This is a genomic window from Mesorhizobium sp. 8, from assembly GCF_006351905.1.
Lineage (GTDB): Bacteria > Pseudomonadota > Alphaproteobacteria > Rhizobiales > Rhizobiaceae > Mesorhizobium > Mesorhizobium composti.
Window position 1 is genome coordinate 2,955,241 of record NZ_CP040914.1, and the last position, 14,975, is coordinate 2,970,215.

Sequence of the window (14,975 nt, forward strand, 5' to 3'; positions counted from 1 at the left end):
TATATCAGAACTGCATATATCAGGACTCGACCCGGTGAAGATTGGATATCTCGAGGATAACGCCGTCCGGATCGATCAGACTCGGATGTTGTAACAGATCGAAGGACCAGCGGTGAACGCTTTCTTCGATCTCGCGCCGGTAATCCCGGCCTTTGTGGAACAGGGCCGTGGCGCCTGCCGAAAGCCACGGTGAAGCAAGGTCCAGTAGGACATCAAGGGAAGCCAGCGCGCGTGCTGTGACCACCTGCGGCTGGGTCACCGCAGCCGGGGCGTCCTCGATTCGAAGCGGGACAACGCGCGCGGGCAGGGCGAAATGGCTGATCGCGGCCTGCAGAAACCCCGCTTTCTTCCGATTGCTTTCAACCAGTTCGACGAAGCCGCCGCGTTCCTTTTCAATGAGCGCGACAATCAGACCGGGAAAGCCGCCACCGGAGCCAAGATCCAGCCATCGCTGCGCTTGCGGCCGCAATACCGCCAGCTGCGCACTGTCGAGGATATGCCGCGACCAGAGATCCGATTCGGAGGATCGAGCGGCAAGATTGATGCGCTGGTTCCATTTGCGAAAAAGCGCTTCGAATTCGACAAAGCGGTCGAATGTTTCACGTGAAACGGGACCAGCGACCCTTTGCAGCCCTTCAAGAGACTGCAGGCTCACGCCGCGCCCCTATCGGCCAGTTCACTGGCGCGCACATGCGCGACGATGAGCGCCAGCGCCGCCGGCGTCATGCCCTCCATGCGTTGCGCGTCCGCCACCGAGCGCGGGCGCCGCTCGCGCATCTTCTGTCGCAATTCGTTGGATAGGCCGGGCACGGTCGAAAAATCCAGTGAGGTCGGGATGGCACGCGCCTCTTCCTGCTGCAATTGCGCGACGTCGGCCTTCTGACGCTCCAGATAGACGGAATATTTCGCTTCTGTTTCAAGAGCTTCCGCCGTCTTGGCATCGATCTTTGCGAAGGCAGGATCGACGCCGGCAAGCCAGGCGACGTCCACACCGGGCCGCGTAAGCAGATCGTAACCGGAACGACGCACGCCATCCTGGTTAATTTCCAGTCCGTGGCGCGCCGCTTCATTGGGCGTCAACTGCAAGGACAGCGCCAGCGACCGCGCCTCATCGATCCGCGCCTTCCCTTCGCCGTAACGTCTCGCCCGTTCGCTTGAGACAATACCCAGCGCGATCGCCTTCGGCGTCAACCGTTCGTCCGCATTGTCGGCGCGCAGAGACAGCCTGAACTCTGCCCGCGACGTAAACATTCGATAGGGCTCCTTGATGCCACGGCTTATAAGGTCGTCGATCATCACCCCGATGTAAGCTTCGCCGCGGCCGATCAGGACCGGTTCCGACCGGGACGCGGAGTTTGCCGCGTTGAGGCCGGCGAGCAAACCCTGCGCGGCAGCTTCCTCATAGCCGGTGGTGCCGTTGATCTGGCCAGCCAGAAACAATCCCCGGACTTTCGCAGTCTCCAGCGTCGGTTCCAGCTCGCGCGGATCAATGTGGTCGTACTCGATGGCATAGCCTGGCTGCAGCATGACGGCCCGCTCGAGCCCCGGTATGGTCTTGAGCAATTCGAGCTGCACGTCCTGCGGAAGCGATGTGGAGATGCCGTTCGGATAGATGGTGTGATCGTCGAGGCCCTCAGGCTCCAGGAACACCTGATGGCCTTCGCGATCGCCGAACTTGACGATCTTGTCCTCGATCGACGGACAATAGCGCGGACCGATGCCTTCGATAGACCCCGAATACATCGCCGACCGGCCGAGATTGGCGCGGATGACTGCGTGGGTATCAGACGTCGTCCGCGTTATCCCGCATTCGACCTGCGGGGTCGTGATCCGGTCCGTCAGCAGGGAGAAAGGTACGGGCTCGTCATCCCCCAGCTGCATGTCGAGCGAGGCCCAGTCGATGGTGCGGCCGTCGAGGCGAGGGGGCGTGCCGGTCTTCAGACGGCCCAGCCGAAAGCCGGCCCCGGCCAACGTTGCCGACAAGCCTTCGGAGGCCTGTTCGTTCATCCGCCCGGCAACGATCTTGCGCTCCCCTATGTGGATCAGCCCGCGCAGGAATGTCCCGGTGGTGAGCACGACGGCGCCGCAAGACAGCCTCCGACCGTCGGCCAGCATGACCGCTGCGACCTGTCCGCCAATGATCTCGAAATCGACCGCCTCGCCCTCTATAACCTCAAGGCCTTCCTGTTCTTGAATGGCAGCCTGCATTGCCACACGGTACAGCTTGCGATCCGCCTGGGCACGCGGGCCGCGCACAGCCGGCCCCTTCCGTCGGTTCAGCAAGCGAAACTGGATTCCGGCGGCATCCGCCACCCGGCCCATCAGCCCGTCCATGGCATCGATCTCCCGCACCAGATGGCCTTTCCCAAGACCACCGATCGCAGGGTTGCAGCTCATCACGCCGATCGTATCGAAGCGCAGCGTCACCAACGCCGTCCGCGCGCCGGAACGCGCTGCCGCGCTCGCGGCCTCGCAACCGGCATGCCCGCCACCGATGACGACGACGTCGTAGTTTCTGGTCATGGTCCTTCCATCCTTGGGCGCGACACTTGGGCGTCGGCCACGCTCCTGTCAAGCCAGCCGTTTCACGTGAAACAATCTCGACCGCGATGTTTCACGTGAATCATCGCTCAATAGCGCAACGCTGTTTCACGTGAATCACTTGCCGATGCAGAACTGCCCGAAAATCACGTCAAGAAGATCTTCCACGTCGACCGCCCCAACAATCCGGCCCAACCGATCCGTGGCCAGGCGCAGCATCTCGGCCTGCACATCGCGTTCCTCATATCGCTCCACCGCCTGGCGTAGAAACCCAAGCGTATCCCTGAGCAATTCGACATGCCTGAGGCGCGACGGAAGGATGTCTCCGGCGCTTTCGACCTGAGCTTTCGCGCGGCGCGCGATCTCATCCGTCAGCTCGGTCAGGCCGGCGCCGGTTCTAGCCGATAGGACGAGTTCGTAGGGCTTGTCCCGGCCTGAGGGTTCGAGGTCCGCTTTTGTCCCGATGTGCAGGACTGGCACGGATCCAACCCCTGCTGGATCGATCTGATCGGCCCCGGCCATATCATGCAGCAACAGCACCAGATGCGCATCGCGGGCGCGGGTTTTCGCCCTTTCGATACCGATCGCTTCGACCGCGCCTGCGGCTTCCCGCAATCCTGCGGTATCGACAATGCGTACATAAAGTCCGTTCAGGTCGAGCGAAACCTCCAGCAGGTCGCGCGTCGTGCCGGGTTCGTCCGTGACAATCGCCACGTCACGCCGGGCCAATGCGTTGAGAAGGCTGGATTTGCCGGCATTGGGTGGGCCTAGAATCACGACCTCGAAGCCGTCGCGGATGATCTCGGCAGCCCGAAACCCCTCGATATGCGATCCGATCTCACCAGTCAGGATGCCAATATCCGCCATGACCGCATCGGCGACCGAACCGGGCACATCGTCTTCGTCGGCGAAATCGATCTCCGCTTCGATCATCGCGCGCGCGTGAATGAGCCGCTTGCGCCAGCTCTGGTAAAGGCGACCCTGTGCGCCATCGGCATTGCCCACCGCGAAACGCCGCTGCGCTTCCGTCTCGGCATTGATGAGGTCGGCAAGCGCCTCGGTTTGCGGAAGATCGAGCTTTCCGTTCAGAAAGGCGCGCCGGGTGAATTCGCCGGCCTCCGCATGGCGGACCCCCTCAAATGCCGTCAACCGATCAAGCAGAGCGGAAACAGACGCCTTGCCACCGTGAACCTGGAATTCCGCTACATCCTCGCCGGTAAAACTGTTGGGTCCGGGGAAGAAAAGGACAATCCCATGATCGATAGTGCCACCGTCGGCATCACGCAACCGGCGAAAGACGGCGACGCGCGGTTCAGGAAGGATTCCAGCAATCGTTTCGATAACGAATCGAGTTTCGGGACCGGAAACGCGGACGACCGCGACGCCCGCCGGCAAGCGGCCGCTCGACAATGCGACTATGGAACCAGAGAAGATCATTTGCCTGCCCGGCTGGTCCGCCCTACGTTCAGTTCCCAGCGGAGATAAATATCACTCATGCCCCTGCCTCCGGAAAACCTGCTGGCCCGCGAGGCGAGCCCCTACCTGCGCCAGCATGCCGACAACCCCGTGCATTGGCGGCCCTGGTCGCGGCAAGCCCTCGCCGAAGCAGAGGCGACCGGCAAGCCCGTTCTCGTTTCGATCGGCTATGCCGCGTGCCACTGGTGCCACGTCATGGCGCACGAAAGCTTCGAGAACGCCGAAGTTGCTGACGTCATGAACCGGCTGTTCGTCAATATCAAGGTCGACCGGGAGGAACGGCCGGACATCGACCAGATCTACATGGCCGCGCTTGCCGCCATGGGAGAGCAGGGCGGCTGGCCGCTCACCATGTTCCTGACCCCGCAAGGCAAGCCATTCTGGGGCGGAACCTACTTCCCGCGCGAACCGCGCTACGGCCGGCCGGGCTTCATCCAGGTGCTGGAAGCGGTCGACAAGGCATGGCGGGACAAGGCCGAAAGCCTTACCCAAAGCGCCGACGCGCTGATCGCGCATGTCGATGCCCAGCTATCGGCAAACGCCGGCAAGACGCAACTCGGTTCCGGAAGCCTCATCGCTTTGGCCGAGGGCATAGGCGGCATGATGGATGGCGAACGTGGCGGCTTGCGCGGCGCGCCGAAATTCCCGAATGCGCCCTTCATTCACACGCTTTGGTTGTCGTGGTTAGCTTCCGGCAACCACCAGCATCGCGACGCCGTCCTGATCAGCCTGGAAGCCATGCTTTCCGGCGGCATATACGACCATATTGGCGGCGGGCTCAGCCGATACTCGACCGACGCCGAATGGCTGGTGCCGCATTTCGAGAAAATGCTCTACGACAACGCACAGCTGCTGCGCCTGTGCAACTGGGCCTATGCCGCGACCGGAAAGAAACTGTTCCGGACCCGAATCGAGGAAACCATCGATTGGCTCTTGCGCGAAATGCGAACCGATGACGGTGCCTTCGCCGCCAGCCTGGACGCCGACAGCGATGGAGAAGAAGGGCTTTTCTACACCTGGACGCGGATGGAGGTCGCCGCGACAGTCGACCCGGCCGATTTCGACCGATTCTTCTCGCTCGCCAGCCCGCCTGGCTGGGAAGGCAATCCCATCATCTTCCAGACCGTCGACCAGCGCGAGCGCAGCCTTCAAGAGCCAGAGCGCGTCCGGACGTTGAAAAGCGCGCTGCTCTCGGCGCGCCAACCCCGTGCCAGGCCGGGTCGCGACGACAAGATCCTGGCCGACTGGAACGGGCTCGCCATCGTCGCCCTTGCCGAGTGCGGCCGCAGTCTCGATCGGCCGGACTGGATCGAAGCGGCGCAAGCGGCATTTGCCCACATCCTCGCTGCGCGCGCGCAAGATCGGCTACCGCATTCCATCCTGGGTCCGGCGCGATTGTATCCCGCCCTCTCCAGCGACTACGCCGCCATGGCCAACGCCGCCATCGCACTATTCGAGGCAACCCTCGAGCAGGACTACGTCGCAGCGGCAGGTGCACTGCTCGAACAGCTCGATGCCTGGTACCGCGACGAGGAGGGTACAGGGTATTATCTGACAGCCTCAGACAGCATGGATGTACCGCTTCGCGTTCGCGGCGACGTCGACGACGCGATCCCGTCGGCGACGGCGCAGATCATCGAAGCGCAAGTCCGCTACGCCAGCCTGACCGGCGACGCCGCTTTGGCCGAGCAAGCCTATCTGATCGCCGAACATGCGGCGGGCCGCATCGCCAGACAGGCCTATGGCCAGGCCGGCATCGTCAACGCCTGCGCCATGGCGATCGAACCGATGAAACTCGTCGTGATCGATACACCAGAAGCACCAAGGCTCGTTCCGGTGGCGAATCGGAATCCGGATCCGCGCCGCGTCGATATCCTGCTTGCAGTTGGAACGGAGGCGAATCGACCGATTCTGCCGGGAAACATGCTGCCGCCCGTGGACAGACCCGGCGCTTATCTGTGCACCGGACAGGTTTGCCTGCCGCCGGTCACCGATCCGGGCGAACTGAACGACCTCCTGCGCCGCCGGTGACGTCCAACATCTCGACCCACGCATCAGGAACCAAAACAGAAACGGCCGCTTGCGCGGCCGTTCTTCATTCCGAGATGCCGTGCCTCGCGGCGCGGTTCAGGTGTTCATCGAATCGAAGAAATCCGCATTCGTCTTGGTCTGCTTGAGCTTGTCGATGAGGAACTCGATCGCATCGGTCGTGCCCATCGGCGCCAGGATGCGGCGCAGGACGAAGATCTTCTGCAGGTCCGCGCGGGGAACGAGCAGGTCTTCCTTGCGCGTGCCGGACTTGAGGATGTCCATGGCCGGATAGATGCGCTTGTCCGCCACCTTGCGGTCGAGCTGGATCTCGCAGTTGCCGGTGCCCTTGAACTCCTCGAAGATCACTTCGTCCATGCGGCTGCCGGTGTCGATCAGCGCGGTGGCGATGATGGTGAGCGAGCCGCCTTCCTCGATGTTGCGCGCCGCGCCGAAGAAGCGCTTCGGCCGCTGCAGCGCATTGGCGTCGACACCGCCGGTCAGCACCTTGCCGGAGGAGGGGACGACGGTGTTGTAGGCGCGGCCGAGGCGCGTGATCGAATCGAGCAGGATGACCACGTCGCGGCCGTGCTCGACCAGGCGCTTGGCCTTCTCGATCACCATTTCAGCGACCTGCACGTGGCGCGCCGCCGGCTCGTCGAAGGTCGAGGAAATCACCTCGCCCTTGACCGAGCGCTGCATGTCGGTGACTTCCTCCGGCCGCTCGTCGATCAAAAGCACGATCAGATAGCATTCCGGATGGTTCGTCGTGATCGAGTGCGCGATGTTCTGCATCAGCACCGTCTTGCCGGTGCGCGGCTGCGCGTTGATCAGCGCGCGCTGCCCCTTACCGATCGGCGCCACCAGGTCGATAACGCGCGGCGAAATATCTTTGCCAGCCGGCACTTCCGTTTCCATCTTCAGCCGCTCCGTCGGGTAGAGCGGCGTCAGGTTGTCGAAGTGGATCTTGTGGCGGATCTTCTCGGGATCGTCGAAATTGATGGTGTTGACCTTGAGCAGCGCGAAATAGCGTTCGCCTTCTTTCGGGCTGCGGATCGGTCCTTCCACCGTATCGCCGGTCTTCAGCGAGAAGCGGCGGATCTGTGAGGGCGAAATGTAGATGTCGTCCGGACCCGGCAGATAGTTCGCATTGGCCGAGCGCAGGAAGCCGAAGCCGTCCTGCAGCACTTCCACCACGCCGTCGCCGATGATCTCGACGTCCTGCGCCGCCAGTTTCTTCAGGATCGCGAACATCAGCTCCTGCTTGCGCATGACGCTGGCGTTTTCGACCTCGAGCGATTCGGCGTAAGCGATCAGCTCCGGCGGCTTCTTGTTCTTGAACTCTGCGAGTTTCATTTCCTGCATAGGCGGACTCTGAATAGGCGATGGGAGAAAGATCGGCGGAATGCGACGATTGCCGACGCGGCCGCAAGCAGACAAAGGCGGGCGCATGGCGGGAGGAAGACCCGTCTTTTATCGCTCGCCCCGGCAAAGAGCAAGCGGGCTTTTCATCAGGGTCGCGGCGCTCAGAACGGCTTCACGATTACCAGGATGACGATGACGATCATCAGCAATGTGGGGATTTCGTTGACGATCCGCCAGTGCCGCGCCGGCTTTTCGTTGCGATCCTGCGAAAATTTCCGCACCGCCGCCGACAGATAGCCATGCACGGCCGACAGCGCGATGACGGCGGCAAGCTTGGCATGCAGCCAGCCGTCGGAGAACCAGTGTCCCTTCCAGGCGAGCCACAGGCCAAACGCCCAGGCAACCACCATGGCCGGATTGATGATGCCGCGCAGCAGGCGCCGTTCCATCACCTTGAACGTCTCGGACTGCACCGAGCCCTTCTCGGCCTCGGCGTGGTAGACGAACAGCCGTGGCAAATAGAGCATGCCGGCCATCCAGGAAATGACGGCTATGACATGGATCGCCTTGGCCCAGGGATAGAAATCGTCCGGGCCGAACAGGAAGAGCAGCCCTGCCAGGACGAGGAAGATGACGATGGCAATCGCCGCCCGCTTCAGCGCGGTCGCTCCGCTGTCCGCCGTTCCGCTGCCGCTCGTCATCGCACCGCGCTCCGCACCTGCCTTACCATCGTCTCAACATGGGCGATCGGCGTCTCCGGCACGATCCCGTGACCGAGATTGAAGATCAGCGGACCATTGCCGAGCGCCTTCAGGATGGCATCCACCCCGTCTTCGAGCGCCCGCCCGCCGGCCACCAGCCGCAACGGATCGAGATTGCCCTGCACTGCGCCTTCGCGCTGCAAGGCCTGCGCCGCCGTCAACGGAACGGTCCAGTCGAGCCCCAACCCGTCTACGCCGGTCTTTTGACGATAGGAGGCATAACCGGCGCCGGCGCCCTTCGGGAAGCCGATCACCGGCACATCGGGATGCGCCGCCTTCACCCGCGCCACGATCTCCCTGACCGGTTCCACGCAGAAGGCCTCGAACGAAGCCTCGTCCAGCACCCCCGCCCATGAATCGAAGATCTGCACCGCATCGGCGCCCGCCTCGATCTGCCGGATCAGATAGTCTGCCGATTGCGCCGCAAGCAGTCCGAGCAACTTGCGAAAGGCTTCCGGCTCCCGATAGGCGAACAGCCTCGCCGGCGCCTGGTCCGGCGTGCCGTGGCCGGCGATCATGTAGGTCGCCACCGTCCAAGGCGCCCCGCAGAAGCCGATCAGCGTCGTCTCGGCCGGCAATTTCCGCCGCAGCCGCCGGACCGTTTCATAGACCGGTGCCAGATTCACGTGAAACGCTTCCGTCTCCAACGCGTCGATCTCGCGTGCCGTTATCGGCGTCATCTGCGGGCCGCGGCCTTCCTCGAAGCGCAGCATCCGGCCCAGCGCATGCGGCACGACAAGGATATCGGAAAACAGGATGGACACGTCGAAGCCGAAGCGCTCGATCGGCTGCAGGGTCACCTCGACGGCCAGATCCGGATCGTAGCAGAGATCGAGGAACGATCCCGCGCGCCTGCGGGTCTCGCGATACTCGGGAAGATAACGGCCGGCCTGCCGCATCATCCAGAGCGGCGGCGGAAACACCGTTTCGCCCTTCAGCACCCTCAGCACTGTCCGTTCCGGTGCCATCGCGCTCGCTTTCACAAGGTGTCCTTAAATCAAAGAAAAGAGATTTTAAGGAATCTTCTGATTCTAAGAGTCTGTTTGAATCGGGAATGCGCAGCTGTCCAGTTCCGGCGCCTTAAAGTCCAGTCGCCATAGTGTCGCGACCAGTATTTCGCCTTCGGGAAAAGACGGTGGATGGCCAGGAATCACAAAGAAAATACAAAGCCTTGAGCTCGCCTCCATAGGCTGTGGCCTGTGGATAGTGCAGGAACGGTTCGGCTCGTCCCCGAACTTGTCCCCACCCAGCCGGAGGATACCGATCCGGCCTCGATTGTGGACAAATCGGCTTCTGATACAGTCGCCTTGGCGGCGGCCGTCCGGCTCTCCCGCTTTGTCCACACCGGCCCACAGGGTGCAAAGAAGATCGTGAACAAACCGCAAAGCTTCTTCCATCTGCACCTGATTTCGGATGCGACCGGCGAGACTCTGCTGGCCGCCGGCCGCGCCGCGTCGGCGCAGTACAAGGATGCGCGCGCCATCGAGCACATCTATCCGCTGATCCGCACGGACAAGCAGTTGATGAAGGTGTTCGAGGATATCGAGGAGGAACCGGGCATCGTCCTCTACACGGTGGTCGACCAGGCCTTGGCGCATCGCATCGACGAGCGCTGCGCGGCCATGGGCCTGCCCTGCGTTTCGGTGCTGGAGCCGGTGCTGACGGTCTTCCAGTCCTATCTCGGCACGCCGGCCGGCCGCCGCGTCGGCGCCCAGCATGTGCTCGACGCCGACTATTTCCGCCGTATCGATGCGCTGAACTTCACGATGGAGCACGACGACGGCCAGCTCCAGCACGATCTCGACGAGGCCGACATCGTGCTGATCGGCATCTCACGCACGTCGAAGACGCCGACCAGCATCTACCTCGCGAATCGTGGCATCAAGACCGCCAACATCCCCATCGTGCTCGGCGTGCCGGTGCCGCAAAGCCTGATCGAGCTGAAAGGCCCGCTGGTTGTCGGCCTCGTCGCCACCGCCGAACGCATCTCGCATGTGCGCCAGAACCGCTTGCTCGGCACCACGCCGGGCTACGATTCGGCGACCTATGTCGATCGCGCCACGATTGCGGAAGAACTCGCCTATGCCCGCCAGCTTTGCAGCCGCCATGGCTGGCCGCTGATCGACGTCAGCCGCCGCTCGATCGAGGAGACGGCGGCCGCGATCCTGGGACTGCGCAGCAAGGGGCGGTAGCGGCCGGAGCAATTCCAGGAAAAGTGGGAACCGGTTTCCGTCCGGACTTGTGAGGAAAGAATCTATTCCGCCGCCAATGCCGTCACTTCCCGCCTGAACGGCAGGGCGTCGCCGATGTCCGGTTCGTCCAGCTCGCGCGCGAAGCGGTGGCCGGCATAGGTGGCCCAGGCGATGGGTCCGGGCGCCTCGGCATCGCCGATCACCCTGATCGTGCGGATGCCGTTGTCGGCCCATTCGCCGCGGCGGCCCTTCAGCTCCTGCCACAACGCGTCGTTCTGTTGGCGCGAGGCCACCAGCACCACCGCATCGGCATCCATCTCCCGTTCGGTGCCGGTATAGACGCAGGCCGTCTTGACGCCGCCGCCGGCGATCCGCGTCACGGAGCGGTTCAGCACGATCTCGACGCCCAGTTCGGCCAGCCTGCGATGGATGGCGCCCTGTTCCAGCGTGTTGCGGGTCCAGTCCGAGACATAGGCGGAAGGCGTCACCAGCGTGACCTTCGCACCCTGCCGCGCCATCAGTTCCGCCAGCACGCCGCCCATATAGTAATGGTCGTCGTCGAACAGCACGACGTCGCCGGAAGGCACCTTGCCGTCCATCAGGTCGTCGGGGGTGTAGACAGGCATGGCGGGGTCGATCGGCATCGGCACGACATGGGCGCGTGCAACGCCGTCGCGTCGCCATGTCGAGCCTGTGGCAATCGCCACGTTCTGGAAGCCGAAGGCGAGGATGTCGTCGGCGGTGAGCCGGCTGTCGAAATAGACGTCGACATTCGCCATCTTGCCGATCTGAAACTGGCGGTAGTCGCGCACGCGGCCCCAGGCCGAAAGGCCGGGCAGCCTGCATTCGCGCGCCACGCGTCCGCCGAGCTCGGCGCCGGCTTCGGCCAGCGCCACCTGGTAGCCGCGCAGGCCGAGCGCGCGCGCCGCTTCCAACCCGGCCGGACCGGCGCCGACGATCAGCACGCTTTCGCTGTCGCCCTTGGCCTGCATGCGTTCGGGGTGCCAGCCCTTGCGCCATTCCTCCATGAAGGTCGGGTTCTGCGTGCAGCGCGAGATCGACATGGTCATGTCGCCGGTGATGCACATGTTGCAACCGATGCACTCGCGGATGTCCTCGATACGGCCTTCCTCGACCTTCTTCGGCAGGAACGGATCGGCGATCGAGGGCCGGGCGCAGCCGATGAAGTCGAGCGTGCCGGATTTGATCATCCGGACCATGACGTCCGGCGAGGTGAAACGGCCGACGCCGACGACCGGCTTTGACGACAGTTCGCGGATGCCCTTGACTAGCAGCTCCTGCGCAGCCTCTTCCTTGAAGCGCGAGGGGCCGGAGCAATCCTCCCAGGCGCCGTGGGCGAGATCCCAAAGGTCCGGAAGGTCGGCGTTCATTGCGACGAACTCGCGGACCTCGGCGTTGGAAAAGCCGAGTTCGCCGATCGTCTCGTCGAGGCTGACGCGCATGGTGATCGCGGTCGTGTCGCCGACGGCTTCGCGGATATCGGCCACCACCTCGCGGGCAAAGCGCGAGCGGTTTTCCAGACTGCCGCCGTATTCGTCGGTGCGCTGGTTGGTGGCGCGCGACAAAAAGTGCTGGAAGATGCCGAAGCCGTGGGCGCCGTAGAGGCAGATCAGGTCGAAGCCGGCGATCTTCGAGCGTTTCGCCGCGTTGACGAACCAGCGGCGGAGATTTTTGATGTCGGTGAGGTCGAGCGCGCGCGCCTGCACCGGATCGTTGGTGAAGGTGCGGATCGGCAGGGCGGAGGGGGCCAGCGGCACTTCCTTGGTATAGAAATTCGGGCCGTTGATGCCGGAATAGGCGAGCTGGATGCCGGCGAGCGCGCCATGCACCTTCATGGCGTCGGACATGCGGCGAAGGCCGGGGATATCCTGGTCCTCCCACAGGCGCAGCTCGATGAAGGGCGTGATCTCCGAGGTGTGGTGCATCTCGGTCTGCTCGGTGAAGATGACACCCCAGCCGCCCTCGGACTTGATGCCGCGCATGGCCGCTGCCGCGGAAGGATCGCGATAGCCGCCGCCATTGCAGTGCGGCACCTGGTAGAACCGGTTCTTCGCGACATGCGGGCCGATCTTCATCGGCTCGAACAGGATATCGTAGCGTGCGTCGCGCATGGAAACTCCTCCTGCTGTCGCGGCGGGTCCGGCACGGCGAAGCCGTGGCCGCGGACGTGAAGCCGGATGGCGCCATCACTCTTAGATCGCGCGACGGGGCGGGAAACAAAAGTTTTCTTCTGCATCGATTAGGAGGGTCCTAATGGGTGTCACCGGCGGTGTGGATTAAGACGCGGCGATGCCGCGCGTCGTCAAAAGCGAGTTTCGGATCGCCGTGGCAGGATGCTAGACATGACCGGAACAAAGAGGTCGCGAGCATGGACAGCATCGAAATCCTTGAAAGGCTCATCGCCTTCCCGACGGTGAGCCGGGACTCCAACCTCGACCTGATCTCCTACGTGGCCGGCCTGCTCGAGGCCCATGGCATCGCATCGCAGATCATCCACAGCGAGGATGGCCACAAGGCGAACCTCTTTGCCACGATCGGACCGGCGGGTGGCGCCGGCGTCATGCTGTCCGGCCACACCGACGTCGTTCCCGTCGACGGGCAGGACTGGACGCTGCCGCCGTTCGAGATGACCGCGCGCGACGGCAAGCTCTACGGGCGCGGCGCCGCCGACATGAAGGGCTTCGTCGCCAGCGCCCTCGCGGCGGCACTCAAGGCCGCGAAGATGGAGCTGAAGACGCCGCTGCATCTGGCGCTTTCCTATGACGAGGAGATCGGCTGCATCGGCGTGCGCAGCTTGGTCGAGATGCTTCGCGCCGCGCCGCGAAAGCCGGCTTTGTGCATCGTCGGCGAACCGACGGCGATGCAGGTCGCCACCGGCCACAAGGGCAAGATCGGCGCGCATGCGATCTGTCGGGGGAGGGAAGGCCATTCGGCGCTGGCGCCGCTCGCTCTCAACGCCATCCACCTCGGCTGCGATTTCGTCGCCGCCTTGCGCAAGGAGCAGGACCGGCTGGCCCGCGACGGCGCGCGCGACGGCGACTACGACGTTCCCTACACCACCGTGCATGTCGGCAGGATGAATGCCGGCGTTGCGCTCAACATCGTTCCGAATCTGTGTCGGATCGATTTCGAGATCCGCAACATCGCCGCCGACAATGCCGAGGCGATCCTTGAACGGATCAGGAAGGAAGCCGCGCGCATCGCCTCCGAGGCGTCTTCCATCGCGCCAGAAGCGGCGATCGATATCGAGGTCTTCAACACCTATCCGGGTCTCGACACGCCGACGAATTCCGAGGCCGTCGCCTTCGTGAAATCGCTCATCGGCGCGAACGGCACCATCAAGGTCGCCTTCGGCACCGAGGGCGGACTGTTCAGTCGCGATGTCGGCACGCCGACCGTGGTGTGCGGGCCGGGCTCGATGGCGCAAGGCCACAAGCCGGACGAGTTCGTCAGCGTGGAACAGATGCAGCGTTGCGACGCCATGCTGGACAAGCTCCTGGAGCGGCTCGTCGCCGGTATTGCCTGAAGCATGTCTCCCGAAAGTGGGAACCGGTTTCGGGACGAAGACATGCGTAGACTCGGGAAGCCAAAGCGTACGGAGCGAATCTGAAAGATCGCGACGCGCTTGGGCGGGCAGGGCGGCTGGCCTACCTCACCACGCGCTCGATGCCGAACACGCCCTGCTCGGCGACGAAGCGGCGGCAATGGTCGATGAAGGCCTGCACGGTTTGCGTGCGGTGCTCGGCATTGGGCAGGAGCACGCCCATGGTGAGGGGTCGGATATCGCCCTTGATCGGCACGAACACCAGCGGCTTGCCGTCGGGCGACATGGTGTTGAGCGGGCGCATATTGGCGATGCCGTAACCGAAGCCGTTGGCCACCATCGAGCGCATCACCGCGATATCGCCGGTGCGCTCGGCGATGTTGGGCCGCAACCCCTTCTGCTGGAAGGTGGAGAGGAAGTATTCGCGGCTGAACGGCAGGTCGAGCAGCACCATCGGCTCGTCTACCAGTTCCTCCGCGGTCAGCACCGTCTTGCCGGCGAAGCGGTGGTTGGCGGGCAGCATGGCGTAGGCGGGCAGCACCATCAGCGGTTCGAAGGTGATATCCTGCGACAATTCGAGGTCGTAGGTCAGTGCCGCGTCGATCTCGCCGGTCTGCAGCATCTGCAGCAACTGGCCCTGGTCGCGCTCCAGCTGCCTGACGCGCACGTCCGGATAGGCCTGCTCGAACTTCAGCCGCAGCGCCGGCAGGACGATCTGCGCGAAGGTCAGCAGGCAGCCGATGGCCAGCGGGCCGCGCACCTTGTCGGCGATGTCGCCCGCGATGTCGTGTAGCGCCTCGGCGTCGGCGAGCAGCCGCGCCGCCTCCTTCAGGAACACCCGCCCGCCGGCCGTCAGCGACAGGCCGTGCGAATGCTTGCGCACGAAGAGCTGGACGCCGAACTCGGTTTCCAGCTGCGCGATCGAGGCCGAGATGGACGGCGGCGAGACGTTGACCTGCTCGGCCGCCTTGGCGATGGAGCCGGCTTCGCCCACGGCGACGAAGTATTCCAGTTGTCTGAGGGTGAAACGGAGCGGCATGAGCCGCA

At 63.8% G+C, this 14,975-nt stretch carries 11 protein-coding genes; 3 read left to right on the forward strand and 8 right to left on the reverse strand.

The genetic code is table 11. The features are described from left to right. Positions 1-19 precede the first annotated feature (19 nt). From rsmG to mnmE, 3 genes are all read right to left on the reverse strand, one after another. Entirely contained in the window at positions 20-655 is a 636-nt protein-coding gene (gene rsmG / locus FGU64_RS14450; RefSeq protein WP_139953839.1) for a 16S rRNA (guanine(527)-N(7))-methyltransferase RsmG, read from the reverse strand. Further along, the gene (gene mnmG, locus FGU64_RS14455; RefSeq protein WP_139953840.1) at positions 652-2,523 is read right to left on the reverse strand and encodes a tRNA uridine-5-carboxymethylaminomethyl(34) synthesis enzyme MnmG; all 1,872 of its coding nucleotides are present in this window, start codon (positions 2,521-2,523) and stop codon (positions 652-654) included. Before mnmG ends, rsmG begins: the two co-directional genes overlap by 4 nt. A 135-nt stretch (positions 2,524-2,658) precedes the next feature. Further along, a complete protein-coding gene (mnmE, locus tag FGU64_RS14460; protein ID WP_139953841.1) occupies positions 2,659-3,978 on the reverse strand; it encodes a tRNA uridine-5-carboxymethylaminomethyl(34) synthesis GTPase MnmE in 1,320 nt (439 codons plus the stop codon). 57 nt (positions 3,979-4,035) lie between these two features. Here mnmE and FGU64_RS14465 point away from each other — a divergent pair, with 57 nt between their 5' ends. After that, entirely contained in the window at positions 4,036-6,048 is a 2,013-nt protein-coding gene (locus FGU64_RS14465) for a thioredoxin domain-containing protein (RefSeq protein WP_139953842.1), read from the forward strand. 96 nt (positions 6,049-6,144) lie between these two features. On the opposite strand, the gene rho is transcribed toward FGU64_RS14465, so the two are convergent. From rho to hemE, 3 genes are all read right to left on the reverse strand, one after another. Beyond that, positions 6,145-7,410 (reverse strand): transcription termination factor Rho, encoded by a 1,266-nt coding sequence (gene rho / locus FGU64_RS14470; RefSeq protein WP_139953843.1) that lies wholly within the window; start codon positions 7,408-7,410, stop codon positions 6,145-6,147. Between the two features lie 161 nt (positions 7,411-7,571). Continuing rightward, positions 7,572-8,111 (reverse strand): protoporphyrinogen oxidase HemJ, encoded by a 540-nt coding sequence (gene hemJ / locus FGU64_RS14475; RefSeq protein WP_139953844.1) that lies wholly within the window; start codon positions 8,109-8,111, stop codon positions 7,572-7,574. Next, positions 8,108-9,139 (reverse strand): uroporphyrinogen decarboxylase, encoded by a 1,032-nt coding sequence (hemE, locus tag FGU64_RS14480; protein WP_139955390.1) that lies wholly within the window; start codon positions 9,137-9,139, stop codon positions 8,108-8,110. The genes hemJ and hemE overlap by 4 nt, the downstream gene beginning before the upstream one ends. Positions 9,140-9,541: 402 nt before the next feature. On the opposite strand from hemE, the gene FGU64_RS14485 reads away from it, so the two are divergent. Further along, a complete protein-coding gene (locus FGU64_RS14485; protein ID WP_139953845.1) occupies positions 9,542-10,363 on the forward strand; it encodes a pyruvate, water dikinase regulatory protein in 822 nt (273 codons plus the stop codon). A 62-nt stretch (positions 10,364-10,425) separates the two neighbouring features. On the opposite strand, the gene FGU64_RS14490 is transcribed toward FGU64_RS14485, so the two are convergent. Beyond that, the gene (locus tag FGU64_RS14490; RefSeq protein WP_139953846.1) at positions 10,426-12,495 is read right to left on the reverse strand and encodes an FAD-dependent oxidoreductase; all 2,070 of its coding nucleotides are present in this window, start codon (positions 12,493-12,495) and stop codon (positions 10,426-10,428) included. Between the two features lie 257 nt (positions 12,496-12,752). On the opposite strand from FGU64_RS14490, the gene argE reads away from it, so the two are divergent. Next, positions 12,753-13,910, forward strand: coding sequence for an acetylornithine deacetylase (gene argE, locus FGU64_RS14495; protein ID WP_139953847.1), 1,158 nt, complete (start codon positions 12,753-12,755; stop codon positions 13,908-13,910). A 121-nt stretch (positions 13,911-14,031) separates the two neighbouring features. Here the strand turns inward: argE and FGU64_RS14500 are convergent, their stop codons facing one another. Further along, entirely contained in the window at positions 14,032-14,967 is a 936-nt protein-coding gene (locus tag FGU64_RS14500) for a LysR family transcriptional regulator (RefSeq protein WP_139953848.1), read from the reverse strand. Positions 14,968-14,975: the final 8 nt, after the last annotated feature.